Origin of the sequence: Lysinibacillus sphaericus (genome assembly GCF_000600105.1) — a bacterium.
GTDB classification, from domain to species: Bacteria; Bacillota; Bacilli; order Bacillales_A; family Planococcaceae; genus Lysinibacillus; species Lysinibacillus sphaericus.
Genome location: NZ_CP006837.1, coordinates 777,178 through 800,910 on the forward strand (window position 1 = coordinate 777,178; position 23,733 = coordinate 800,910).

Annotated in this window: 22 protein-coding genes; 19 read left to right on the forward strand and 3 right to left on the reverse strand. The window is 37.3% G+C overall.

Going from position 1 to position 23,733, the window contains the following annotated elements:
* The first annotated feature begins 50 nt into the window (after positions 1 to 50).
* The 12 genes from T479_RS03560 (at position 51) to T479_RS03615 (ending at position 12,009) form a co-directional block, all read left to right on the forward strand.
* A complete protein-coding gene (locus tag T479_RS03560) occupies positions 51 to 1,298 on the forward strand; it encodes an NEAT domain-containing protein (protein ID WP_052599453.1) in 1,248 nt (415 codons plus the stop codon).
* 29 nt (positions 1,299 to 1,327) lie between these two features.
* A complete protein-coding gene (isdE, locus tag T479_RS03565; RefSeq protein ID WP_025218687.1) occupies positions 1,328 to 2,233 on the forward strand; it encodes a heme ABC transporter substrate-binding protein IsdE in 906 nt (301 codons plus the stop codon).
* Positions 2,234 to 2,386: 153 nt separating this feature from the next.
* Complete coding sequence (locus T479_RS03570; protein ID WP_025218688.1) at positions 2,387 to 3,352, forward strand: FecCD family ABC transporter permease; 966 nt, start codon at positions 2,387 to 2,389, stop codon at positions 3,350 to 3,352.
* A gap of 6 nt (positions 3,353 to 3,358) precedes the next feature.
* Complete coding sequence (locus T479_RS03575) at positions 3,359 to 4,129, forward strand: ABC transporter ATP-binding protein (protein WP_025218689.1); 771 nt, start codon at positions 3,359 to 3,361, stop codon at positions 4,127 to 4,129.
* Positions 4,130 to 4,141: 12 nt separating this feature from the next.
* Positions 4,142 to 4,918 (forward strand): class B sortase, encoded by a 777-nt coding sequence (gene srtB / locus T479_RS03580; protein ID WP_025218690.1) that lies wholly within the window; start codon positions 4,142 to 4,144, stop codon positions 4,916 to 4,918.
* 282 nt (positions 4,919 to 5,200) lie between these two features.
* Positions 5,201 to 5,728: a YceI family protein gene (locus T479_RS03585; protein WP_024362561.1), complete on the forward strand. Its 528-nt coding sequence runs from the start codon at positions 5,201 to 5,203 to the stop codon at positions 5,726 to 5,728.
* Between the two features lie 316 nt (positions 5,729 to 6,044).
* Complete coding sequence (locus tag T479_RS03590; protein ID WP_024362562.1) at positions 6,045 to 6,971, forward strand: NAD-dependent epimerase/dehydratase family protein; 927 nt, start codon at positions 6,045 to 6,047, stop codon at positions 6,969 to 6,971.
* Between the two features lie 213 nt (positions 6,972 to 7,184).
* Complete coding sequence (locus tag T479_RS03595; protein WP_025218691.1) at positions 7,185 to 8,462, forward strand: AAA family ATPase; 1,278 nt, start codon at positions 7,185 to 7,187, stop codon at positions 8,460 to 8,462.
* On the forward strand, positions 8,459 to 9,034 hold the full coding sequence (locus T479_RS03600) for an RloB family protein (protein ID WP_024362564.1): 576 nt from the start codon (positions 8,459 to 8,461) through the stop codon (positions 9,032 to 9,034). The genes T479_RS03595 and T479_RS03600 overlap by 4 nt, the downstream gene beginning before the upstream one ends.
* Positions 9,035 to 9,500: 466 nt before the next feature.
* A complete protein-coding gene (locus T479_RS03605; RefSeq protein WP_024362565.1) occupies positions 9,501 to 10,271 on the forward strand; it encodes an ABC transporter ATP-binding protein in 771 nt (256 codons plus the stop codon).
* A gap of 15 nt (positions 10,272 to 10,286) precedes the next feature.
* A complete protein-coding gene (locus T479_RS03610) occupies positions 10,287 to 11,240 on the forward strand; it encodes an ABC transporter substrate-binding protein (protein WP_025218692.1) in 954 nt (317 codons plus the stop codon).
* Positions 11,241 to 11,253: 13 nt separating this feature from the next.
* Positions 11,254 to 12,009 (forward strand): ABC transporter permease, encoded by a 756-nt coding sequence (locus T479_RS03615; protein WP_038509438.1) that lies wholly within the window; start codon positions 11,254 to 11,256, stop codon positions 12,007 to 12,009.
* 38 nt (positions 12,010 to 12,047) lie between these two features.
* Here T479_RS03615 and T479_RS03620 read toward each other — a convergent pair whose 3' ends face one another.
* Positions 12,048 to 12,488 (reverse strand): winged helix-turn-helix transcriptional regulator, encoded by a 441-nt coding sequence (locus T479_RS03620; protein WP_025218694.1) that lies wholly within the window; start codon positions 12,486 to 12,488, stop codon positions 12,048 to 12,050.
* Between the two features lie 125 nt (positions 12,489 to 12,613).
* Here T479_RS03620 and T479_RS03625 point away from each other — a divergent pair, with 125 nt between their 5' ends.
* The 6 genes from T479_RS03625 to ssuE all read left to right on the forward strand — a co-directional run bounded on the left by T479_RS03625 (position 12,614) and on the right by ssuE (position 20,109).
* Positions 12,614 to 13,132, forward strand: coding sequence for a DUF4242 domain-containing protein (locus T479_RS03625; protein WP_025218695.1), 519 nt, complete (start codon positions 12,614 to 12,616; stop codon positions 13,130 to 13,132).
* A gap of 18 nt (positions 13,133 to 13,150) precedes the next feature.
* On the forward strand, positions 13,151 to 14,209 hold the full coding sequence (locus tag T479_RS03630) for an acyl-CoA dehydrogenase family protein (RefSeq protein ID WP_025218696.1): 1,059 nt from the start codon (positions 13,151 to 13,153) through the stop codon (positions 14,207 to 14,209).
* A gap of 152 nt (positions 14,210 to 14,361) precedes the next feature.
* Positions 14,362 to 16,428: a catalase gene (locus T479_RS03635; protein WP_025218697.1), complete on the forward strand. Its 2,067-nt coding sequence runs from the start codon at positions 14,362 to 14,364 to the stop codon at positions 16,426 to 16,428.
* 176 nt (positions 16,429 to 16,604) lie between these two features.
* Entirely contained in the window at positions 16,605 to 17,804 is a 1,200-nt protein-coding gene (locus T479_RS03640) for a polysaccharide deacetylase family protein (protein ID WP_025218698.1), read from the forward strand.
* Between the two features lie 165 nt (positions 17,805 to 17,969).
* The gene (lpdA, locus tag T479_RS03645; RefSeq protein ID WP_025218699.1) at positions 17,970 to 19,307 is read left to right on the forward strand and encodes a dihydrolipoyl dehydrogenase; all 1,338 of its coding nucleotides are present in this window, start codon (positions 17,970 to 17,972) and stop codon (positions 19,305 to 19,307) included.
* A 268-nt stretch (positions 19,308 to 19,575) separates the two neighbouring features.
* Positions 19,576 to 20,109, forward strand: coding sequence for an NADPH-dependent FMN reductase (gene ssuE / locus T479_RS03650; protein ID WP_024362277.1), 534 nt, complete (start codon positions 19,576 to 19,578; stop codon positions 20,107 to 20,109).
* A 62-nt stretch (positions 20,110 to 20,171) separates the two neighbouring features.
* Here the strand turns inward: ssuE and T479_RS23885 are convergent, their stop codons facing one another.
* Complete coding sequence (locus T479_RS23885) at positions 20,172 to 20,336, reverse strand: hypothetical protein (protein WP_162832713.1); 165 nt, start codon at positions 20,334 to 20,336, stop codon at positions 20,172 to 20,174.
* Positions 20,337 to 20,559: 223 nt separating this feature from the next.
* Here T479_RS23885 and T479_RS03655 point away from each other — a divergent pair, with 223 nt between their 5' ends.
* Positions 20,560 to 21,948 (forward strand): aldehyde dehydrogenase, encoded by a 1,389-nt coding sequence (locus T479_RS03655; RefSeq protein ID WP_024362276.1) that lies wholly within the window; start codon positions 20,560 to 20,562, stop codon positions 21,946 to 21,948.
* A gap of 42 nt (positions 21,949 to 21,990) precedes the next feature.
* Here the strand turns inward: T479_RS03655 and T479_RS03660 are convergent, their stop codons facing one another.
* On the reverse strand, positions 21,991 to 23,568 hold the full coding sequence (locus tag T479_RS03660; RefSeq protein WP_193768764.1) for a two-component system sensor histidine kinase NtrB: 1,578 nt from the start codon (positions 23,566 to 23,568) through the stop codon (positions 21,991 to 21,993).
* Positions 23,569 to 23,733: the final 165 nt, after the last annotated feature.

A 23,733-nucleotide genomic window follows, 5' to 3' on the forward strand; every position in this document is an offset into this window, starting at 1 on the left:
AAATGAGGAAGGAAGTTACTGTTGCTTTTAGAGAAATAGGGGGAATTTTCATGAAAACATGCAAAAGAAAAGTCATCGTATTACTAGCACTTAGTGCAATGTTTTTCTTATTTGCCCCTCATTTTAAATGGCTGTATGTGCAAGCTGAAGAAGATAGTTCACTAGGAAATGGAAGCTATCAAGTTGAACTAAGTTTTTCAACTCACGATGGAATAGAACAAAACCGATTTTTTAATGAAGAAGCGACACTGGACATGAATAATGGTCAATATACATTGTCTTTGACAATCAATCATCCATATACTTTACAAGATATACATATTGAACAGCCTGAAAAATCGCTTTCTACTATTTTAACGTGGACTGAAAATTTAGTTCAGTTTGATGTGAAAGACTTAAAAGAACCAATTCGAATAAAGGGTTTAGTGGCTTCTGAATTAGAAAAGGAAAGTCGTCCGTTTGCACAAGAGTTTCAGATAAGAGTGAAAGCGCCAAGTGAAGAGATTGAACAGAATACTGAAATCGCAGAAAGTGCGCCTGAAAAAGAATGGTCAATCGACTACATATTGTATGTCGATGGAAAAAAAGAACCATCGATTATGAATACGTATGTCAATCCAGTGGCTAAAATAATAGAAAAAAACGGCAGCTATTTTGCTCAGATGACGATTTTAAAATCATCTTGGGTAACGAGTCTAACCGTTGAACAACTAGGTGAGCAAGTAGCACCAACACTTGTCTCTATAAATGACAATGTGCGAATTGTCGAATTTGCAGTCGTTGATTTCCAACGCCCACTTCGGATGTGGGTACAAGTAGATATTCCAGAGATAGCGTATCATCATCAATATTTTGTGGATTTACAATTTAATGAACAACAAGTGGCTCAAATTGTTGGGAAGCCTATAGAAGCAGTGCCTCCTAAGCAAAACGTGATGAGGAAGTCTCCTGCTATCGCTACTGAAAAAATAGAGCAACCTTTAAAGAAAAATACAGTTGAGCCTACAATTAAGCCCAATTCGCTCCCCCTTCCTCCAGTACAGCATACTGTTACAACAATGGTGGAAGAACAGTTAGCTTTTGATCGAACACTTGATGCAAATGCGGAGGAAGCAGTTGAAGAACCTGCTGAAATGCAAGAGGAACAGAAAGCAAAAACTGAACAGACAAATAACAAAATGACAGTAAATCAGCAACTCGCACAGCTAGATAAAGTAAAAATTGTATTGCTTGTGCTTATTTGTATTTTATCAGGCTGGTTAGTCATTCGTCGTTTAAGAAATTCAAAAAAAGACTGAAATAATTAGGAGATGACGATATGTGCAACATAAAAAAGAACTGGTTTGCATTACTCGCACTGATGACCGTATTTTTAATCGCTGGTTGTAGCGGTGGAAGCGATCAAGCAAATGAAGACTCCACTGAAAAGGTTGAAGTTTCAACGGACACAACTGCAAAAAGTGAAAATCGTATTATTGCTGGCACAGTTGTAATAGCTGAAATTTTAGATAAGCTAGAGTTGGATGCAATTGCTGTACCGACGACTGAAAAAAAATTAGCAGAACGCTTTAAAGGCCTGCCTACTATTGGCAATGCAATGGAGCCTGATATGGAAATTGTAAAATCATTGAACCCTACGGATGTATTATCAGTGTCAACATTAGAATATGATTTACAAGATAAATTCAAGCAACTGAAAATACCTGTACATTTTTTAAATTTCCAAAGTGTGGATGCAATGATGGCGGAAATTAAAACGCTAGGTGAACGTTATGACCGTACTACTCAAGCTGAACAATTAGTGTCGGGTCTACAAAAAAATATTGATGCCATCCAAACGGTCGCTACTAATAAGGAAGGACCTCGTGTTTTAATTTTACTTGGTATTCCAGGGAGTTACTTAGTGGCTACTGAAAATTCTTATGCAGGTGACCTAGTTAAACGGGCTGGTGGAATAAATGTCATGGAAGGGCAAGAGGCAGAGTACTTAGCGTCCAATACGGAGTACTTGCACAATAGCAATCCTGATATTATTTTACGCCTTTCACACGGTATGCCTGATGAAGTAGTTAAAATGTTTGACGAGGAATTTAAAACAAATGATATTTGGAAGCATTTTGAAGCAGTAAAAAATGGCAAAGTATATGATTTAGAAGAAGAGTTATTTGGCACTACAGCTTCCTTACAAGTACCGCAAGCGTTAGGACAGCTAATGGAAATTTTCTATCGTTAATATGTATTTGAAATTGTCGCTCGTATAGCAAGTATCTTGCCGTAGGGCGCTTTTCTTATATTTCTAGTAGCCTTATCGTTTTATGATAACAGCTTACAAATCTTTCATCGCACAATAGATACACAAATACTAGCGGAATAAAGGAAGTCCGATATGACGAAAAAAATAATAAGCTTTTCAATTGTAATAGCGTTGTTGCTAGTGTCAATGATTTATTCAGCAACGACGGGTAGTATTAAAATGGGCTTTTTTGAATTTATAGGGGCATTGTTTGAAGAAGGGAATAGCCAGATGGAGGCGATTCGTGATTTACGCTTTCCTCGTATTTTTGTTGCTTTATTTGCTGGGGCTGCGCTTTCAGTTTCGGGGGTACTACTGCAATCTGTTATGCGTAATCCGCTAGCAGACGCGGGCGTTATTGGTATTTCTTCAGGGGCAGCTTTTGTTCAATTATTTATTATCTCGTTTTTCCCAGCGTTATTTTTTATGACACCAGTATTAGCGTTTATAGGTGGGGCATTTGCTTGTGCACTAGTGTTTGCCTTGTCATGGAAATCGGGTTTAAGTCCACTAAAATTGATATTAGTAGGGATTGCTATTAATGCGATGTTTACTGGTCTGACAGAAGCATTTTTAAGCCTTGGGGGCTCACTCAATACATCTGCTACTAGTGTGGTTGGGTCAAATTTAACGATGCGCACATGGAAAGATGTGTCGACCATTGCGACATATGGAGCAATAGGTTTAGTTGCAGCATTTGCGTTATATAGCTGGTGTAATCTACTTGTTTTACAAGATAAAACGGCAAAAAGTCTAGGCTTTAACGTAGCACGTGCCCGTTTAATAATTGCCGCGGTTGCTGTATTGTTATCAGCCGTGTCAGTTGTTGTAGCAGGTGTTATTTCATTTGTTGGTTTATTAGTTCCACATATTGCACGACGTTTGGTTGGTCATGATCATCGAGTACTTATACCATTTACCGCACTAGCAGGGGCCTTATTAATTTTAGTAGCTGATACAATTGGTCGAACGATAGTGGCGCCCATTGAAATTCCTGCTTCAACCATTATGGCAATTATCGGTGGGCCATTCTTAATATTCCTATTACGAAAAGAGTGAAGAAATATGGAAATACAAGATATTATCGTTTCCCATGATAATACACGCAATCATTTAGATGGTGTCTCAACGCAGATTCAAAAAGGTAAAATTACGACGATTATTGGTCCAAATGGCTGTGGGAAGTCGACTTTACTTAGTGTAATGTCTCGCAATCATATGCCGAAATCAGGGAATGTTTCTTTGGAAAATAAGGATTTAGTCCAGTATAAGCCTAAAGAGTTTGCTAAAAAGCTTGCGATTGTTTATCAACAAAATGATGTACCGAAAGATTTAACGATTGAAAAGTTAGTGAGTTTTGGGCGTCTGCCACATCATACAATGTTAAAACGCAATGATGAGGATGATAAGAAAGCGATTGATTGGGCTTTGTCTTGTACGAATTTACTAGAAAAACGAGACAATGATTTAGTGGCTTTATCGGGCGGGGAAAGACAGCGCGTATGGATTGCAATGGCATTAGCACAACAATCTGAAATATTGTGCTTGGATGAGCCGACGACGTATTTAGATATTTATTATCAAATGGAGCTATTGGAACTGGTAAAAGCTTTAAATAAGAATTATGGTCTAACAATTGTTATGGTGCTTCATGATATTAATCAAGCGATTCGTTATAGTGATAATATTATTTTGATGAAGGATGGACATATTATGGCAGAGGGAGCTCCACGTGATGTCATTACAAAGGAAGTCATAAAAGAAGTATATGGTGTTGAAGCAATCTTCAATGAGGATGAACAGCTTGGCCTTTATATGGTACCAGTAGGTATTTAAGTTGGTGGAACGATGAAAAAATGGACATCTAGGCTATTAACAGTTATATATATTGCAATATTTTTGTATTCTGGTTTTGCTCTTGTAAAGTATCTCTATACCTATTATGAGTCTGCAAAGTCTTTAAAGGAAGTACAAACGATATATGCCGAAACATTGGCAACTATCCAGGAAGAAGTTAATGACAAAGCAAAAACGACTGAGGAAATAAAATCAAACTATACGATAAGATCTCAATTTCACGATTTATTAGCTGTAAATGAGCGCATTGTAGGCTGGATTGCTATAGATGATACAAAGCTCAACAATCCAATTTTACAAGCAGAGGATAATGATTTTTATCTAACCCATAATTTTAAAAACCGTGAAAGTCGTGCAGGTAGCATCTTTATGGACTATCGTAATGATGCACTCGATATTAATCGCAATACGATTTTGTATGGTCATGCCATGAAAGATGGAACGATGTTTGGTAGTTTGAAAAATTACTTGAAACAAGATTATGCTGAAGCACATCGTACAATTTATCTGGATACCTTATATGAAGGTTATGATGTGGAAGTATTTGCAGCTTATGAAACAACTATTGATTTTTATTATATTGAAACCGAATTTAAGTCAGATAAGGATTTTATTCAATTTATTGAAGAAGTGCAAAAGCGTTCTCAAATTGATTTGAATGTAGCTATTGGACCAAATGATAAAATTGTGACACTATCTACATGCAAAGATTCTGTCATGAGTGATGACCATCGATTTGTTGTACAAGGGAAATTAGTAAAACGATAACTTGCTTCAGCAAGAAGTTCGCTACTTCGACAAATTTTAAAACAAGAACGATGTCGAAAATAATGAAAATAAATTACTTGACGTAAATTGATTATTAATATATAGTAAGTTACATAAAGTAATTGATTACTTTTCGTAATGTAAAATAAGCTAAGAAGTACTCGAAGTAACTACATATGTTTAGCTCATTAATTTTTGGGTAACATAATTAAAGTAGTTACTTCATATTTTAACATATATCTCGAATTCGAGATATAAAACAAACAATTGGAGGAATTTAAAATGGCAAAATGGAATATCGATTTAGGACACTCAGCAATTAACTTTCAAGTAAAACACATGATGGTATCAAAAGTAAAAGGCGTATTCGATAGTTATTCAGCTGATATCGAAGCAGCGGATCTTGCAGATTTAACAACAGCAAACATTACTATTACAATTGATGCAGCAAGCATTAACACACGTAGTGAAGACCGTGATAATCACTTAAAAGCGGGTGATTTCTTTGATACAGACAGCTATCCAAATATTACGTTTAAATCAACAAGCATTACCAAAAAATCTGCCGATGAGTATGCGTTAACTGGTGATTTAACAATTAAGGATGTAACGAAATCAGTCACATTCGATACTGAATTTAACGGAAAAGGTACAAATCCATGGGGTCAGGAAGTATATGGCTTCGAGGCAGAAACAACAATTAACCGTGAAGATTTCGGTTTAACTTGGAATGCTGCTTTGGAAACAGGAGGTGTCCTTGTAGGCAAGGATATTAAAATTTCAGTTGAACTTGAAGTGAACCCAGCTTAAACTAAATCTCTTAACTAAACATCTGCTCGACTTTTATTGGCAAGTGATGAGTAACGGAGCTAAACGCTTCCGTTTGGCGCTCATGGCATGCTTGAAAGTCTGAGCGGATTTTTTTATTTCAGGTGTTGGTTATTATTATGAATTTTTACGAAAAAGTAGAATGAGTCTAGCAGTTTGTCTATTAGGACAAACAATCTCTGTAGAAGGAATATGTATTGTTATTGATAGTCTGTTAAAATAAACCAGTAATATGTTGCTTGCATATTTTTAGCAATTAATGCATATAAAACATCATATTGTTTTTGGGGGCGATGGGATGAATGTATTAGTGACAGGTGGCTATGGTTTTATTGGCAGTGCTGTGGCAAGACGATTTTTTGAGGAAGGCGCCAATATTTATATAATTGATAATTTAAGTACGGGACATCTACGAAACATTGATTTTGAGCATAAATCGTACTTATTAAATGTTGAGGATGAAGTTTGCGAGCACTTCTTTAAGGAAGTTGCATTCGATGTGGTGATTCACTGTGCAGCGCAAACGAGTGTTCAACTTTCGATACAGGAGCCAATGAAGGATATTTTAACGAACATTGTAGGGCTTAGCCAGATGCTCTTCTTTTCGTCAAAATACAAGGTGAAACATTTTGTCTTTGCCTCTTCTGCGGCGGTGTATGGTAATAGTCATTATCCTCCGCTAGAGGAAACAGATGTGAGTGAGCCTATTTCAATGTATGGCTTAAATAAAAGTATTGGGGAAACGTATTGTGAAAAGTGGCAACGTGATTATCGTTTACCAACATTAATTTACCGTTTTGCCAATGTCTTTGGACCTAGACAGCGTATGCAAGGAGAAGCTGCGGTTATCCCTAGTATGTTAAAAAGTAGTTTAGAAGGTAGGCCCTTTACGATTTATGGGGATGGAGAACAGACGCGAGATTTCATCTATGTTGATGATATAGCAGATGCTATTTATGCTGGAGTAGAAGCTAGACTGCAAGGTATCTACAATGTTTCTACCAATGAAGCATGGTCACTCCATCAAGTTATATTATTACTACAACATTTAAATCACCCATTAGAGATACAGTATGCTCCTGCAAGAGAAGGAGATATAGAACATTCATTTTTAAATAATGAAAAACTGACGAAGGCGATTGGTTGGAAGCCCAAACATTCATTTGCAGAAGGCATCGAACTGACAATACAAGCTCTACAAAATGAAAAAATTGTTGAAATCTAAAGTGGATTACTCAACTATATCCTATAACTATATTGGGTCTGTGTTCGAAATTTCGAGCACAGGCTTTTTGTTACGTGCCAGTCACTCAAACAAAGACAAACAATTCTGATATTTTCCGGTGCTTGGCTTAAAATTGGGAACAGCCTTTTTATTCTGACTATAGTATAATTATTGTTTAAAGAAATGTGGTGGAATGGGAACGGGGGCTAGAGTATGCTAGTAGATTTTAGAGTGAAAAATTGCTTAAGTTACAAAGACGAGACATTATTTTCAATGGTGGCTGGGAGCCGAATTCGAAAATTAAAGGATACACACACGATGACGATGGATTCATTAAGACTTGTGAAAAGTGCCTTTATATTTGGATCGAATGGCAGTGGCAAATCGAATTTATTTGCTACGCTAAAAATTTTACGCTCATTGTTGTTTAACTTTGAAAATTTGAATAATGTCAAGCAACTGCGATTACCTTACCAGCCATTTAAGCTTGGGGGACAACATGATAAGCCGACAGAATTCGTGATTTCGTTATTTCTAGAAGGCTCACTTTATGATTATGAGGTGCAATATAACGCCGAGCAAGTTCTTTATGAGCGACTAACAAAAACTACGAAAGCGATAAATGAGGAGCTTTTTGTTAGACAATGGGACGGTACAGAATACGTGTATGAAACTGCACAAAGTACAGCAGTTGAACTGACTAACTATACACGGAATAATACCGCGTTTTTATCAGTGTTAAATGTCTTTAATAACCCAGATGCTAAAAAAATTTTTGATTGGTTTTTACATAAAATTTTGTTTTTAGATGAGGCACAACATTTAGCCAGCCACCCGCTTATTCGCAAACTGGAAGAGGACGATTTTAAGAGAGAAGTCATGAAAATATTGAAAATTGCTGACTTTTCTATTCAAGATGTGACAGCACGCCGTGTTGAACGCAGAGAAAAAAATACAATAGGCTATGATAGCGATACACAAGATATTATTCATGAGGTGGATATCGATTTACATTATTTATCGTTTAATGAAGCTGGAGCGCCGATAGGCACAGAGTCAATCAATTGGACAATGGATTCTAAAGGCACTATTAGATTGCTGCATTTAGCATGTGTCATAGTAGATGCATACAATAAAGGAAAGACGATTTTTATAGATGAATTTGACACAGCTTTTCATGTATCCATTTGTGAATTTTTAATGACCATTATGAACAGTGAGCGCAATACCAATAATCAATTTGTTGTAACAAGCCATGAAATTAATTTACTTGATGAACCATTACGTACGGACCAAATCTGGTTTGTCAATAAAAGCTTTAAAAATGAATCTGAATTATACTCCTTATTTGATTTTGCTGATTTGCAGAAAAAACGAGCGGATATTTCATATGCGAAACGCTATTTAAAGGGTGAGTTCGGAGCAACACCAGTTATTAATGAATACTTATCAACTCAATATCTACATGAAGTGGAGGTATCTGAGCAGTGAGAGTACGCCAGCAGGGGAATCGGACAGTCCGTAAAACGATTTTAATTTATTGTGAGGGAGAAACGGAGCGTATTTATTTTGAGCAATTACGTATTTTAAAACGCTCTAAAATGGTGAGTGTAAAGATAAAAAACGTTAAGCGTTCTGCCATTAAGTTAGCACAACATGCTTTTCGTGATTCCAGCTATCAATACTTTGATGAAGTATGGGTTGTTTTCGATAAGGATGATTTAACTGAGAAACAGTTAGAGGAAGTCAATGTATTCTGTGAAGAAAAAGATATCCATATTGCTTATACGAATGAAGCATTTGAATTATGGTTATTGTTGCATTTCGAAGTAGTGGATGTTTCAGAAAAATATCCTCGTGCGGTTTTAAATAACAAAATGGAAGAGCATCTTGGAGTAACACATTATTTCCGTCATAAGGCGGACGAGTCAATTATTGCTCCAATTGCACTTCGACATGAGGTAGCAATTCAAAATTGTTCAAAAATGATGTCATTTCGCAATACAGAAAATCGTGAAAATCCTTATTGCAATATACATGACATGATTCAATACATATTTTAAAAGAGGTTTCCCTTTTGTTATAGAATCGAAGCTATCTTCTATAGGATGATGATGACGAGGCTAAGACATAACTAGAAAATTTAAGAAACAGAGGTAAGGTGCTCGTAAATTTTTCTATGGAGGAGAATTTGTTATTCTTGTATTTGCAAAAAAGAACCATTAGAAGTGAAAACTAGTTGAGGGTAGCGGAGGGAGACGACTCCTAAGACGTCAAACACAACAAACCGCCCGTAGCGGACATCAACAACATAGCGAAAAAGTGTTAGATTGCAGTCAATCTAACACTTTTTTCTTTTGTTTAGCCTCGTTTTTTTTATTGAGCTGATAGAGTGAGGTGGCAAATTGTCGGAATTCAAATATTTTTCTTGAAATTAGGTTGAAATTTTAAACTGAGTATAATAAAATAACTTAAAGCATATTAAACCTAGTAAAATTATAAAGATTAAAATGGGGTGACAATAGCATTATGACAGCACCGTTAATTTCTATTCAACAGGTAAGTAAAGCATTTGCTGAGCAGACAGTGCTCCATCAAATTTCATTGGATATACAAAAGGGAGAGGTTATAGCCATCTTAGGAAAAAGTGGCTGTGGCAAGAGTACGTTATTGAATTTAGTAGGTGGATTTGAACAGCCAACTACGGGACAAGTATTGCTAGAAAGTCAGGTTGTAACAAAGGCGAGCAAACGCTGTATGATGCTTATGCAAAATTACGGGTTACTCCCTTGGCGCTCGGTACAAAAAAATGTGGAACTCGCATTAGAAGGAGAAGCGTTATCTAAAGTTGAACGACAGCAACGGGCACAGTATTATTTGAAGCTTGTCGGCTTAGAAAATCGACTAACGGCTTTACCGAGTGAATTATCAGGAGGTATGCAACAGCGGGTCGCGATAGCACGTGCACTCGCAATTCGCCCAGAGGTTATTTTAATGGATGAACCATTTGCTGCACTCGATACTTTTACACGCTATTACTTACAGGACGAGCTTCTTGCCATCCAAAAAAAGGAGCAGACAACCATCTTACTGGTAACCCACGATATAGACGAAGCCATTTACTTGGCGGATCGCATTTTTATTATGAGTCCAAATCCTGGTCGCATTCATCGTGAGCTGTATATACGAAGTGCTAAACCACGAGATCGTTCAGATTCAGAATTTCAGTATTTCCGTGAGATTATTTTCAATGAATTCCAGTTTACCCACCCGCAAGATACGATTGAATATAACATTTAAAATGGAGGATAAAAAATGAAGAAGAAATTAGGCATCTTGCTATTCGTGTTCATGCTATTGTTAACGCTTGCGGCATGTGGGACGGATGACAAAAGTACAGCATCGCAAGCAGAGAGCAATAAAAAAGTTGTGAAAATTGGCTATTTACCAATTACCCATGCAGCACCGCTATATATGCAAACAGATAAAACCTACAAAGGATATGCCATTGAGCTCGTTAAATTTGGGTCATGGCCAGAGCTAATGGATGCTTTAAATACCGGTAAAATTGAAGGCGCATCAGTGCTGATTCAGTTAGCAATGAAGGCCAAGGAACAGGGGATTGACTTAAAGGCAGTTGCTTTAGGGCATCGAGATGGCAATGTTATCGTGACAGCACCAACAATCAAAAAAGTCGAGGATTTAAAAGGACAAAGTTTTGCAATTCCTAATAAATACTCTACACATAATATTTTGTTGTACCGCATGTTACAGCAAGCGGGATTAAAGTATGAGGATGTCAATGTGGTAGAACTACCGCCTGCAGAAATGCCAGCTGCGCTTGCAGAAGGTCGTATAGCAGGATATGTAGTAGCAGAGCCATTTGGTGCGATTTCTGTGGCGCTTGAAAAAGGCAAGGTATTATTTCAATCGGAGGAATTATGGCCAAATTCAATCGATTGCGGATTAGTACTTCGCCAAGCATTTATCAAAGAAAATAAAGATATTGCCCAACAATTCGTCAAGGATTATGCCGAGGCTGGAGAGCTGATGAATGAGGGAGGAGACCATGCACATGAGGTAGTGGCTAAATATATTAAAGTTGACAAGGATGTTTTAGATTTATCGTTAAATTGGATTTCGTATCATAACTTGAAAATTGAAGCGGATGCGTATGCCATTTTAAGAGATTCATTAATTGAGATGGGGTTATCAGAAAACCCACCAAGCTATGAGGAATTTGTTGATACGACATTATTGGAAGAATAGTAGGTGCATACGTATGAAAAAAATAGGACCTATATTACTTGGATTTATATTATTGATAGCAGTTTGGCAGCTCGTCTCGATTATGGGGGGGCATGATGCCGCATTATTTCCTCCACCATTGGCTGTTTTGAATGCACTTCTAGTGACCATCAAAGATGGGTCAATATTCGAACATATCCAAATTAGTTTGTTGCGTTTTTTTAGTGGCTATTTATTAGCTGTTGTGGTGGCTGTTATTATCGGCTTAGTTGTCGGAAGATTGGGGAGAATTTGGGCTGTGCTAGATCCGATTGTGCAAGTACTACGCCCTGTTTCACCCATTGCTTGGTCACCTTTTATCGTGCTATGGTTCGGCATTGGTAATATGCCCGCCATCGTTATTATTTTTATTGCTGCATTTTTCCCGGTGCTATTATCCACGGTGGCAGCAGTGAAAAAAGTTGATGCAACTTACTTACGGATTGCAGCCAATTTCGAAATGTCCCATTTTAATTTATTGCGAAAAATTGTATTTCCGGCGGCATTTCCTATGATTGCAAATGGTCTGCATATGGCATTAGGAAGTGCGTGGATTTTTTTAGTTGCTGGGGAAATGGTAGGAGCGCAATCCGGGCTAGGTTTTTTAATAGTGGATGCACGAAATTCACTTAGTCTTGATTTAGTAATGGCAGCGATTATTGTGATTGGTGTACTCGGCTTACTACTCGATAAATCGATTCGTTATTTTGAACGTTGGGTTGCGAAAATTTGGGGTGGGCAAAGTGCTTAGATCTCTGTAAAGGGTAGAAAAAGAGCTAGTCCAATGAATCATTGGTTAGCTCCGTTTTGAATAGCACGTATTTGAATAGTGTCAATTCGTTCGCCCGTTGTTTTGGAATAGTACCCAATTTCTACTCGCTCACCTGATTGGGCATCAACAATTTCTTTATAGCAAGGATCCAAATGCTCACTGCCCCATAAAATCATCGCGTTAAAAACGGATTCCAATGCCTTTCCTGATTCCGTTAAAGAATAGGCGTAGCGTGGTGGGTGGGCTGAATAGAGTGTAGAAGCGACAAGACCTGCTTCTTCTAAAGATTTTAAACGAGCGGACAATAAATTTGCAGAAAGGCCTGGCAAATTTAACTTAATGTCATTAAAGTTTGTTTGACCAATCAATAGCTCATGTAAAATGAGCAATGTCCAACGATCACCGATAATGTTTAAAGTTTGTGCAATATTGCATGGTAAATCATAACGTGTTTTCATAGTGTTCCCTCCAAGCAGTAGTGTAGCACAAATTATAATTTTTAGTAAATTCAGTTGTTTTTATTAAGTAAGTATAATAAAATAACTCACATAAAGAAAAAACAAACTATTCGGAGGTATTTACTATGAGTTTATTTTTGGTAGAATCAACAGTAAGTGAAGTATCAAACAAAGAGCAATTTGCAGCACTAGTAGAGCGTGTAGGGCAAGCACAAGAGGTAACGGTAATTGAAGTACAAGTGGCGAAGGATTTTAGCCGTGCATACTTTATCTTGGAAGCGCATGAAGAAGCGCAAGCGACAAGCGCACTAACTGCGCAAAACATTCAAACAGATTTAGTCAAAGAAGTTCGTCTAGTTGGAAAAGAGCTTGATGAGGTTAAAACAAATCAAGAAGTCGTGAACTATTTAGTTGAATGGGAAATACCAGCAGAAATTACAATGGATCAATATTTGGCACGTAAAAAGAAAAATTCAGTGCATTATGAAGAAGTACCAGAAGTACATTTTTCTCGCACATATGTATGCGAAGATATGACGAAATGCTTGTGCTTCTATGATGCACCGGATGAAGCCGCTGTAAAACGTGCCCGTGAGGCAGTGCAAACACCAATCACATCGTTAACTGAATTAGCGGATAAGTAGAGGATAGGAGTGGAAACCATGGCAGTAGATGAAGTAGTCTTACAAGCGTTGATTGAAGAAAAATTAAAACCGTTTGTAAAAAAGATTGATGAGGAAGCTTATTATGCGGAGGATTTTTTATTGGAACTCGGCAAAGCAGGATTTTTTGCTTCAACACAAAAGGACGAGCAAACAGTACTACTAGATGAGCTAACGATTGTACAAGAGACGGCGAAAGTTTGTATGACAACTGCATTTTGCCTATGGTGCCACCTTGCAGCTTTAACTTATTTACGTAAAACGGACAATGAACTATTACGCGCAAAGATTTTACCATTACTTGAACGTGGAGAAGTGCTTGGTGCAACGGGTTTATCGAATCCAATGAAGTATTATGCTGGTCTAGAAAAACTACATTTAACAGCACAACGCATCGATGGAGGCTATGTCGTAAATGGTATTTTACCTGCTGTTTCAAACTTAGGAGCCAATCATTGGTTTGGTGCAATTGCTTATAACGGTGAGCAAGAAGTGATGGTTTTTGTAAATACGGACCATGAGCGTATTACATTAAAGGAAAAAAATCACTTCTTAGGCGTAAATGGTAGTGCTACGTATACTTGTAAATTTGATAACGTCTTTGTTGGGGATGACTATGTAGTAGCACAAGAAGCAAGCACATTCGTGGATAGTATTCGCCCAACATTTGTACTGTATCAAATTCCACTTGGCTTTGGAGTAGTAGCGGCAGCGATTGAAGGCATAGAAAAGGTCAAGGCCAAGCAAAATGGCTGCAATGAATATTTGCAGGTGCAAGCCGATGAACTAAAAGAGAAACTACAACATTTACAAGCATTACTGCAAGCATTAGTACAATCGGGCGATGTTACGTTACAAGCGATTTGTCAGATTCGCTTGCAAGGCGTATATCAAACATTAGCAGCAGTTCAAGCTAACATGCTACATAATGGTTCTGCGGGCTATATTGCTGGAAGTACACCATCACGCAAGCTGCGCGAGGCATATTTCTTAGCGAATTTAACGCCAACCGTTAGACAGCTTGAAAAGATGACGCAGATAGCAAAGGTAGCGAAATAGACATGTATCAACCTTGACTAGCATTATAGCTAGCCAAGGTTTTTCTTTGCGCTTAGTGCATTGCACCTATCATCATTTTCGAAGCATGTTTATGTCAGAAAAACATACAGTGAATATAGAGCGTAATTAGTAATAGTAGGAAAGGGGATTGCGTGGATAAGTCCAATTCAAATCAAAATAAGGATTTAACCGAAAATGTGAAGGATCAACAACTAGATGCATTTCGTGTCAATAATGATGGAACGAAGATGACGACTAATCAGGGATTAAAAGTATCCAATGATGAAGACTCGTTAAAAGCCGGTGTGCGTGGGCCGACCATTATGGAGGATTTTCATTTTCGGGAAAAAATGACGCATTTTGACCACGAGCGGATTCCCGAAAGAGTCGTGCATGCGAGAGGCTTTGCAGCGCACGGAGAGTTTGAGCTATATGAGTCGATGAAAGAGTATACAAGAGCAAAATTTTTACAAGAGCCTGGAAAAAAGATACCCGTATTTGTTCGCTTTTCAACAGTAGTAGGGAGTTTAGGCTCAATGGATACTGCGCGTGATGTGCGAGGATTTGCAACGAAATTTTATACTGAGGAAGGCAATTATGATTTAGTCGGCAATAATATTCCTGTGTTTTTTATTCAGGATGCGATTAAGTTTCCTGATTTAATTCATGCCGTAAAACCTGAACCTCATAATGATATGCCTCAAGCAGCATCTGCTCATGATACGTTTTGGGATTTTGTCGCTAATAATCAAGAAATTGCCCATATGATTATGTGGGTTATGTCTGATCGAGCAATTCCTAGAAGTTTTCGGATGATGGAAGGCTTTGGTGTGCATACGTTCCGTTTTGTAAATGATAAAGGTCGGTCAAGATTTGTGAAATTTCATTGGAAACCTGTATTAGGTGTACATTCACTTGTTTGGGACGAAGCACAAATTATTGGTGGTAAAGATTCCGATTTTCAACGACGAGATTTATGGGAATCAATTGAAATTGGAGATTACCCAGAGTTCGAGCTTGGCGTCCAGATGATTGAACCAGAGGAAGAGTTTAGGTTCGATTTCGATATTTTGGATGCAACGAAATTATGGCCTGAAGAGCTAGTACCTGTAAAAAGAATTGGCAAAATGACTTTAAACCGCAATGTGGACAATGTTTTTGCGGAAACAGAGCAAGTAGCTTTTCACCCAGGAAATGTAGTACCAGGAATTGATTTTACGAATGACCCACTGCTACAAGGGCGTTTGTTTTCATATATTGATACACAGCTTCTTCGTTTAGGTGGACCGAACTTTGCTGAGATTCCGATTAATAGACCCGTTTGCCCGATTCATAATAATCAACGCAATGGCTTCAGTCGCCAGACGATTAATATGGGCAAGGTTAGTTATCATAAAAATTCGCTTGCAGGCAATACGCCTTCAACCTCTACAGCAAAAGAAGGAGGATTTGTGCATTATGAACAAAAGGTTGAGGGACGAATTACAAGAGCGCGTAGTAAATCCTTCGACGATCATTTCTCACAAGCTCGACTATTTTGGAATAGCATGTCGCCACCTGAAAAACAGCATATCATCGATGCTTTTAGTTTCGAGGTAGGCAAGGTCAAAAGTAAATCGGTGCGGCAGCAAGTTGTGGATATGTTTGTCCATGTTGATAAAGCGATGGCAATAACGATTGCGGATAATGTTGGCGTCAATCGACCAACAGGCGAGCAATCCAAGGTTACGGCATCATCACCCGCTTTGAGTCAGGCAAATACAGTAAAACTGCCTCAAACACTTAAAGTTGGTGTATTGATTGGTGATGGCTTTGATGCTAATGAGGTTGGGGAAGTGCTGAAATATTTAACAAGGCAAGGGGTTCGTTATAGCATAATATCGGATAGACTTGGTGTCGTAACTGCAAATAATGGTGTACAGTTAACGGCAAGTGAAACGTTTATTACGACAGATGCAGTACTTTTTGACTCCCTGTATGTTGTGGGTGTTCGAGCAGATAATCAAGCAAAGTTTAACACCTATATCGTCAATTATATTAATGAGGCATACCGACATTACAAACCAATTGGAATTGCTGCAACAGGCACGACATTTTTTAATATGTCGAATGCAAACGTTGGACCAGGTATTGTGTTAGCAACTGGAAATGCAGGGTTTGCTAAAAAATTTGTCGATGCTATTGCCCAGCAACGTTTTTGGCAACGTAATATTTATTGAGTTGAAGTCATTTTAGGGAACGCACTACTCGTAACGAGCCACAACAGCATAGCAAAAAAGTGTTAGATTGAATGAAGTCAATCTAACACTTTTTCTCTTTTGTCCTAGTCTCTTTCAGTCTTTCATTATATCGTATATACTTGTATGGACTATATTTTGAGAGAGGGACCAATATTATGAAGTACATAAGGAAAATAATAATATTTTTTGTTGTGCTTGTCTGCTTCTTCATAGCTACATCAGATGAGGCTTTTGCAGCAAAGGCGACAAAATTTTACGAATCTAGTAATGCTAAAGGTGTTACGGTCATTAACTATCATTCGTTTGGGGATTATAAGGAAATAGCAAATATTAATATTACAGAAAAGCTCTTTCGTGAGCAACTGAAGATGCTAAAGGATAACGGCTATACAACAATTACGGAGGATCAGCTTATCGCTTATTTACAAGGCCACGGTCGTATTCCAGAGAAATCTGTATTTTTAACGATAGACGATGGCTATGAAAGCGTTTATAAGATAGCGTATCCTATTTTAAAAGAAATGGGTATGCAAGCAACATTATTTGTGATTGCCAATGACGTAGAAATAGGCTTCAGAAAAAATGTACCAATGGCGAATTGGCAGCAAATTAAGGAAATGTCCGACTCTGGCATTATTCATATCGGCAACCATACATATGACTTACATTGGCGTGGTAAAAATGACACAGCAAAACATGAGGCCATGATACTTAATCAAAAGAAAAATGGAGAGCCCCTTACAAATGACGAGCGTCGACGATACATTCAAGAGGATGTTACAAAGGCGCATCAATTAATCGAAAAATATACAGGGAAAGCACCAAAATCCTTTGCTTACCCATATGGTGTGTATGATCGAATTGCAGAGCAAGCTGTAAAAGAAACGGGTTATACAATCGATTATTCTACACAAGGTGGTTATAATCTATTTGGTCAAGGAACTGTCCATATTAAACGAATTGACTCTAGCAATCGTGTATCGGCAAATGAATTAAAAAAGATTTTACAAAAATATTTATCACAGGCAGAACAACAATATTATCATCGAGATATTCAAGTAGAGGCAAAAGTTGCAGCAAATAAAGTTATGCTAAAAGCTTGGTTGAAAAGTGATATGAATAAAGGCAAGCTCCATGCTAAAGAAGCGCGTTTTGAGCTTTATAAAATGGTAAATGGAGAACGTCAACTTCAGCGTAACTTTGGCAGTTACAGAGTGGCAGCAAGCACGAATGCACGAGCAATGTCAACAGAAGAAAATATTACAAATTACGAAGCTGGGGGATATTCTGTTAAAACAATTCTTATAAAGCAAGACGGAAGTAAAGAAGTTTTCTGGATTAATTTTAATAAATAGAATCGCGGGTAACTCGCCTTGCATCGCGGGTAAAGTACAGTATTTCGCGGATAAACCGTCTTGAATCGCGGGTATTGCACCATATTTCGCGGGTAACACACGTGGCCTTATATGTCATTGCATTCAAATTTTGTAAATGTTAAGGTGGTAAATGAGGTGAAAAAAGTGAAACAATTTGATATTGCAATTATTGGTGCAGGTCCAGGGGGATACGTTGCAGCCATCCATGCAGCTAAAAGTGGGATGAAAGTAGCTTTAGTAGAGCGTAATAAAGTGGGAGGAGCTTGCTATAATGTTGGCTGTATTCCTTCGAAAATTATGTTAGAACATAGTAAGCTCGTGCAGGAGATACAACGAGGCAATGATTGGGGCATCGAAACGCCAGCTTTGAATGTGAATTTCCCACGCTTAATGCAGCGTAAAAATGCTGTTATCCAAGAGCTTTTAGAAAATATTGAACACTTTATCGTGAGCAATCACATTACATTTTATCGTGGTGAGGCGACGGTTGCTGCCGATTTAACGGTAACGGTTAATCAAGAGACCTTTTTAGCAAAGGACATTATTTTAGCAACTGGTAGTAAGCCATTTGTGCCACCATTTAAAGGGTTAGAAAGCGCAACTTATTATACAACGGATACTTTTTTCGATATAGAAGAACTTCCACAACAACTAACGATTATCGGTGGTGGTGTTATTGCAGTGGAAATGGCATTTAGCTTGGCACCACTCGGGACGAAAGTAAGATTGTTGAATCATAGTGAAGATATTTTACAGACAGAAGAACCTGATGCTCGACCAATAATTCGAGAAAAGATGAAAAAACTCGGTATTGAACTTATTACCGATTTCCAATTTGAGCATTTTAATGGAAAAGAAATTCATACATCTAAAGGCATTTATACATACGAGCACTTATTATTTGCCACAGGGCGTCGCCCAAATACGGAAATTGCCCAGCAGCTTGGACTTGATTTTGATGGTCGATTAATTGCTGTAAATAAACATTATGAAACGAGTCAACCACATATTTATGCCATAGGTGACTTAGTTGGAGGTTACCAGCTAGCTCATGCTGCTAGTGCAGAGGGTATCTATGTTGTAGACCATATTTTAGGGGTAAAACGCATGTTGATTGACCAAGCACTAATTCCTCGTTGCGTCTATACACATCCTGAAATTGCGACATTCGGCTTGCTAGAAGATCAAGTTGAACAAGCGTATACAGTGACAAAACTACCGATTAACACGAACTCAAAAGCGTTGATGGAGGGCAATGAAGAAGGTTTTGTTAAGCTTATTGCAACGAAAGAGGATGGACATATTTTAGGAGCGTGTGTGGTAGCTGATGGTGCCACTGAAATGCTCAACGCCATTTTAGCGACGAAAAATGCTGGAGGTACAGTAAAAGTATTGGCAGACATGATATTTCCTCATCCAACAGTATCAGAGCATATTGGTGATGCCGCAAAAGCTGTATTTGGCAAAGCGATACATCAATAAAATAATAAAGAGTTGCCACATGTTAGTTGTGGCAACTCTTTATTATTTTCTAAATTCCGATAAAGTTTATTGACTTTATAAAATATTATGTTAAATTAAATTTATAAGATTACTTGGTATTGAATTATGCTGACTAGATATCTAGAGGCTTCTATTTACACAACAATTTTCCTGTTGACTGTAAATAGAAGCCTCTTTGTTTTAGTGCAATGTCCATTGCGGAGCTTTGATTTAATTGATTACAAACACGATAAAGGGAGTGTCCTATATGACAAATGTAGTGATTATAAATGGTAGTAATACAAGGAATTCACGTGTAACGGCCATTCAAGAAAAGGTTGAACGTTTTTTTACCGCGCACAGTGTAGCACTACACACAAATTATGTACATGAGCTGCCTGCGGATGCGTTAATAACAGCAAACTATGCAAACGATGACATTATAGCAGAAAATAAAAAGGTTGAGGAGGCAGATATTGTAGTCATTTTAACACCGATTTATAAAGCATCTTATACAGGCATCTTAAAAACCTATTTAGATTTATTGCCACAAAAAGCATTGGTTGGGAAAACAGTTTTACCAATAGCAGTGGGAGGCTCTATTGGCCATTTACTAGCGTTAGAATATGCTCTTAAACCTATCTTGGCAGTATTAGGTGCTATTAATATTGCCCATTCCGTATATATTGTCGACAAACAAATTATTCGTCTAGAGAATGGGAACTTTGCCATTGAAGATGATGCAAATAATCGACTAGAAGCTGAACTTAATAAATTACAAAACATTGTTGCGATTAATTAACAATAAAAACGTGTTAGATTGACTGCCATCAATCTAACACGTTTTGCTATGCCCTTGTGTTATTAATTTATTTCCGGTTCTTCCAATAACGAGTCTTTATCCGCCGGTGTTGTAGAAAGATATAAGAAAGCCTCATCTTGTAATAACAATAATTTCTCTTCACATATACCGTGCGATAATGCTCCTGAAAAAATGGATTCCCACCAAGTTCCTGTTGTCGTTGTCATTTATCTACGCCCCCGTTTCGATGTTTAATATGTAATTGTATATTTCCCGAGATTCTCAAAATAAAACATGGCATCCTTAGTTACTATTTCTGTTTTTTTTACAGCACCACCTATTTCAGAAAGAGGATTTTTGACCTTAAATGTTGTATCGTATAGTCAAAGATAGTTTGTTTCAAAAAAGACAGAACTATGTATCGCATTTTAAAAAAAGGGGTGTTTTTTTATGAATTTTACGCCACAAGATGTTGAAAATATGATTACAGAGCAGCGCCAATTTTATTTTTCTCGCGCTACAAAAGATGTAAAGTTTCGCAAACAACAATTATTGAAACTAAAAAAATCTATTTTAAAGTATGAAAAGGAAATTTTGAATGCGTTGTATTTAGACTTAAGAAAAAGCGAGTTTGAGGCATATGCAACAGAAATAGGTATTGTCCTTGAAAGTATTTCTTATATGGTGAAAAATCTGGAAGAATGGATGAAGCCTGAAACAGTTAAAACACCGATTCAACTTCAAATGGGAAAAAGTTTTATTGTTCGAGAGCCGTATGGTGTCACATTAATTATCGGACCTTTTAATTACCCATTTCAGCTAGTTATAGAGCCGCTCATTGGCGCAATTATTGGCGGCAATACGGCTATTGTAAAACCATCGGAAACGTCTGTGCATACCGCCAATATTGTAAAGAAAATAATTGAAGAAACATTCGAACCTTCCTATATTCGTGTTGTAGAAGGAGAGAAAGACGAAGTGAATGCACTGATTCACGCTTCATTTGACTATATATTCTTTACTGGTAGTGTAGCTGTCGGTAAAGTAGTGGCAAAAGCCGCAGCTGAACGATTAACGCCGATTGCGCTTGAACTTGGGGGCAAAAGCCCAGCAATTGTTGACCAAACGGCTAATTTGGAAGTGGCTGCTAAACGTATAGCATGGGGGAAATTCACAAATACTGGTCAAACCTGTGTAGCGCCAGACTATTTACTTGTCCATAAAGACGTTTATGACCGATTTATGAAGTTGTTCAAGGATACGATTCGTTCTTTCTATGGAAAAAATGCACTCAAAAGCCCTGATTACGGTCGCATTGTGAATTTAAGACAATTTGATCGACTTCAACAAATTTTAGTAGAGGAACGAGACACAATTACATATGGTGGTCGAACAGACCGTGATGACTTATATATTGAGCCAACCATTATTGAATATGTAAAGTGGTCAAGTCCGTCAATGCAAGATGAGCTTTTTGGACCGATTTTACCTGTTATGGTATATGATGATTTGCGTCTTGCTATTCATCAAATTCGTCAACTTCCTAAGCCTTTAGCGGCATATTTTTTCTCGGAACATGAAAAAGCGATTCAATACTTTTTAGAAGAATTGCCATTTGGAGGAGGCTGTATAAATGATACGGTAACTCATGTAGGAAATCAGCATTTGCCATTTGGAGGAGTTGGTCCTTCGGGGGTGAATGCATATCATGGCAAGGCAAGTTTTGAAAATTTTACACATCCAAAATCAATATTAAAAAAATCATCAAAGCTCGAAACGAATGTTCTTTTTCCGCCATATAAACAAAAGGTTAAGCTTATTCGTACGATCATGAAGTAAAAAAGTAGGAGGTGTCTATCGACTTTAGACACCTCCTACTTTTTAGTTTTCTGCTTGTGGCAGTTTTATTTTAATCGTTGTTCCACAGTTAATTTTGCTTTCAATTGCAATGGTTCCACCATGTTCTTGAATAATCTTGTTTGTAATGAGCATACCAAGCCCAGTCCCTGTGGATTTGGTAGTATAAAAGGGCTCATATACACGTTTAATCAATGCCTCTGACATCCCAACTCCATTATCTGTAATTGTCACCATATTCAACCCTTCAGCATCTTTGGCAATGTAAATAATAATTTCTCCATTTGCTGTATGTGCCTCAATCGCTTCAATGGCATTTTTAATAATATTGATGAATACTTGTTTCAGCTGATTTTCATTAGCCAGTATTCGATTATTATCACTAACGATATGCATTGAAAAAGTGATGTTATGTTTTTGAAATTCAAGGTGAAACAATTGGCTAATGTTATTGATGACTTCATCAATTGATACAACTTTTAATTGTTCGACATGAGGTTTTGACAACACTAAAAATTCACCAATAATTAAGTTAATCCGCTCGATTTCAGATTGAATGATTTCCGTATACGCGTAACAAGTGGAGTCTTTTTCCGTACTCATCATTTGCACAAAACCAGAGATAACGGCCATTGGATTGCGGATTTCATGTGCCACGCCAGCAGCAATCTCACCTGCCAGTTTTAGCTTTTCGGATTGTAGTAAAAGTTGTTCATTGACCTTTTTATAAGATATATCACGTGAAATAGCAGAGACCGCAATCATTTTGTTTGTACGATCATAAATAGGTGAAAGTGAAATTTCTACATCAAAAACCGTACCATCTTTTCGCATATCCTGTGTTTCTATCAGCTTAAAGCTTTTTCCTTCTAATAAACTTGCATAGCGTTGTTCCGCCTCTAAAACATTTTCTGGAGGAACGAGTGGGATGGTTTTGCCAACACATTCGGCTCTTGTCCAACCGTATACTTCTTCAAAGGCAGGGTTTACATCGATAATACGATTATCTAAACTAAAAACCGCGATGCAATCATTTGCATGCTGAAAAAATAAATGCAAATAGGCTTCTTGAGACAGCAACTCTTGTTTTTTTTGAGAGTTTATTTCATTGAGTCGATACCAAAAGTGTTGTAAATGTCGCGATTGAATCCAGCCGATAATTGTAAGTAACACTATAACGAAAACAAAGGTTTCAATATACTGAAAATGCCCAATGGAATCAGTAGAAATACGGTGATAAAAAGATAGTGCTATAATTTCCAGTAAAGAAATAATACTAATAAGGGTATTTAGTTTTATCGATTGATAAATCGTCATTAATAATATAAAGAAAATAAAGGAAATAAAATTAGGTAAGGAAAAGCTAATGATATTAGGATATAGAATAGCCATATTCCCTGATATAATGATTACCCACTGCATTGCTACTGGTTTAATGTTAAAAACTTTTCCGGCTAATAACGGTAAAAGCAAAAGGAGCATTATACCAATTAGTACCTCGAGGCTACTATAAATATTTAGCATAATGAGCACGCCATAGGCAAAAATCGCTGTCACATAAAATAGCAAGACAATTTCATTACGCATACGTAATAATTCCATTTGTTGCAAATTTAGCACCTCAATTTTTAGGATATTCTCATAATACATGATTCATTGTTGTCGATAAATGCCGATTTTTGATAAGATAGGGAAAATTCAGCTTGATTTTATGAATGATAGCGTTTTCATTTAAAAAACGTTACAGGAGGCATTTCATTTCTAGGC